The following is a 2,682-nucleotide window of genomic DNA, read 5'->3' as shown; positions in this document are numbered from 1 at the left end:
GGCGGTGCTGGAACCGGTGTCAGGGATGCTCTGCATGATGCCTCCTTCAGACGGCCGCGGAGGCCAGGGTGGTGACGGTGCGGTGGGCGGACAGCCCGCCGTCCACGCACAGGTCGGTGCCGTTGATCCAGGACGCCTGCGGGCTGAGCAGGAACGCGATCACCTCGGCGATGTCCTGCGGCTGGCCGGCCCGGCCGAGCAGGGCCACCGCGCCCTCGACCTTCTCGCGGCCGTGGTCCTTCTTGAAGTCCTCCAGGATGGGGGTCTGCACCGGTCCGGGGCTGACCGAGTTCACCCGCACCCGGCCCAGGTGCTCCGAGGCCTGCACCTGGGTCAGCCAGCGCACGCACTCCTTGGAGAAGCGGTAGGAGTTCCCGGTGACCTCCGGATCCCCGGCGACGGCGGCCAGGGCCTCCGCGGCGTCCGCGGCCTGGACGAAGCGGGCGACCTCGAGCTGGCGGGCGGCCCAGCCGGCGGCCACGTTCGAGGCCAGGTTGACGACGGCGCCGCTGTCGGCGATCTTCGGCGCGAGCAGGCGGGTCAGGTCGCGCACGCCGAACACGTTGACGGCCAACACCGTCTGCCACGGCGCGGTCCCGGGCACCCCGGCGATGTTGAGCAGCCCGGCCACCCCCTCCGGGACCCGGCCGGCGACGGCGGCCACGCCCTCGGGCGTGGAGAGGTCGCCCTGGATGAAGGTGCCGCTGAACTCGGCGGGGACATTGCGGTCCACGCCGATCACGGTGGCCCCGTTCTGCTGCAGCAGGGCCGCCGTGGCGGCGCCGATGCCCGAGGCGACGCCGGTGACGACGAGGGTCTTCCCATCGAGATTCATGGGTATGTCCTTCCGGTGGTCCGCATCCGATCCTTCCCGAGACGCCCCGGAATGCGGGATGCGACAGGATGATGATGCCTGGTGACGGTGTTTCCACCCACTATGTGGCGTTAAGCACGCGGACATCAGCCCAACTTTTTACTGGACGAAAAGACACGTGGGGTGGCTCACAGCCGAACGCGCAAGCTGGAACCCAGGAAGCGCGCCCACCGGCCGGTGGGCGCTTCAGCCGTTGAACCCGAGGAGGACGCGTGACCGCGACCTATGCAGTGATCGACCCGGCCACCCTGGAGCCGGTCGGCGACGTTCCGCTCCACCAGCCCGAGGACGTCGAGCGCGCCATCTCCGCCGCGCGGCAGGCCTCCCGCGCGTGGGCCGCGGACCGCGAGGCCCGGCGCTCGGCCCTGCGGGCCGCCGCCGGCGCCATCGCCGCGGAGGCCGAGGACCTCGGGCGCGTCCTGTCCCTGGAGCAGGGCAAGGTGTGGACCGAGGCCACCCAGGAGTTCCGGGTGGCCGCCGGGCTGTTCCGGCACTACGCGGACCTGGACTGGGACCTGTCCGAGACGCTGCCCCCGCGGGACGGGCGCCAGGTGCAGGTCCAGTACGCCCCCGTCGGGCTCGTCGGGGCCATCACCCCGTGGAACTTCCCCATCTCCCTGCTGGCCGTGAAGCTGGCCCCGGCCCTGGTGACCGGGTGCACCGTGATCGCCAAGCCCTCGCCGTCGACCCCGATGTCCACCCTGGCCCTGGCCGAGGTGCTCAACCGCTTCCTGCCGGCACACGTGCTGCAGGTGGTCACCGGCCGCGGCGTCCTGTCCCGGGCGCTGTCCGAGATGCCGGGCGTCCGGAAGATCTCCTTCACCGGGTCCACCGAGATCGGGGCCGCGATCATGGCGCAGGCCGCCCCCACGGTGAAGAAGGTGACCCTGGAACTGGGTGGCAACGACCCGGCCATCGTCCTGCCGGACGCCGACCTGCAGGTCACCGCGCAGCGGATCGTGGCCTCGGCGTTCCGCAACGCCGGACAGGTCTGCATGGCCGTCAAGCGGGTCTACGTCCCGCGCGCGCAGAGCGCGGAGCTGACCGAGGCGCTCGTGGCCGCGGCTTCCGCCCTGCGCGTGGGCCACGGCGTGGCCGAGGGCACCACCATGGGCCCGATGCACACCGAGGCCCAGCAGCGACTCGTGAAGGACTACGTCGACCAGGCCGTCGCCCAGGGCGGGCGGATCGCCCACGGCGGCCGGCACGGGACGACCCTCCCCGGGTACTTCCTGGAGCCGACGATCGTGGCCGACGCCCCGGCGTCCTCGGAGCTGGTCTCCTGCGAGCAGTTCGGCGCCGCGCTGCCCGTTGTCGCCTATGACGACCTGGACGCCACGATCGAGGGACTCAACGCCCAGGAGTTCGGCCTGGGGGCCTCGGTCTGGTCCCCGGACCTGGACCGGGCCCACGCGGTGGCCTCCCGCCTCGAGGTCGGCACCGCGTGGATCAACCAGCACACCGTCGTCGAGCTGGACGCGCCCTTCGGCGGCTGGAAGGGCTCGGGCCTGGGCCGCGAGCGCGGCCGCTGGGGCCTGGCGGAGTACCTCGAGCCGCGCACCGTCAACGCCCGGTCCCACACGGACTGAGCCCCACGGTCCGCGAGCCGCACGGCCGGCTCGCGGACCGCGCGTCGGTCCCCGGACACCCACAGTGGCCCCGCACCGAACGGTGCGGGGCCACTGTGCTGGGTGCCGTCCGTCCCTGCGTGCCGGGCCCGATCGGCGGACGCCTCGGCCCTCGGCGCCCCGGCGGTACACGGGCCGCCCACGCAGGTCGCCCACGCAGGTCGCCCACGCAGCCCGCCC

Annotated in this window: 2 protein-coding genes; one reads left to right on the top strand and one right to left on the bottom strand. The window is 73.2% G+C overall.

Annotated features, from left to right (window positions below; all coding sequences use genetic code 11):
- Positions 1-46: 46 nt before the first annotated feature.
- A complete protein-coding gene (locus tag PLJ28_RS12300; protein WP_324590181.1) occupies positions 47-835 on the bottom strand; it encodes a coniferyl-alcohol dehydrogenase in 789 nt (262 codons plus the stop codon).
- Positions 836-1,086: 251 nt separating this feature from the next.
- Here PLJ28_RS12300 and PLJ28_RS12295 point away from each other — a divergent pair, with 251 nt between their 5' ends.
- Positions 1,087-2,463, top strand: a complete 1,377-nt coding sequence (locus PLJ28_RS12295; protein WP_298041930.1) for an aldehyde dehydrogenase family protein — start codon at positions 1,087-1,089, stop codon at positions 2,461-2,463.
- The last annotated feature ends 219 nt before the right edge of the window (positions 2,464-2,682 follow it).

It is taken from the genome of Citricoccus sp. (genome assembly GCF_035445025.1).
Classification (GTDB): Bacteria; Actinomycetota; Actinomycetes; order Actinomycetales; family Micrococcaceae; genus Citricoccus.
The sequence above is the reverse complement of the archived record's forward strand: the minus strand, read 5'-3'. Positions and strand labels throughout refer to the sequence as shown.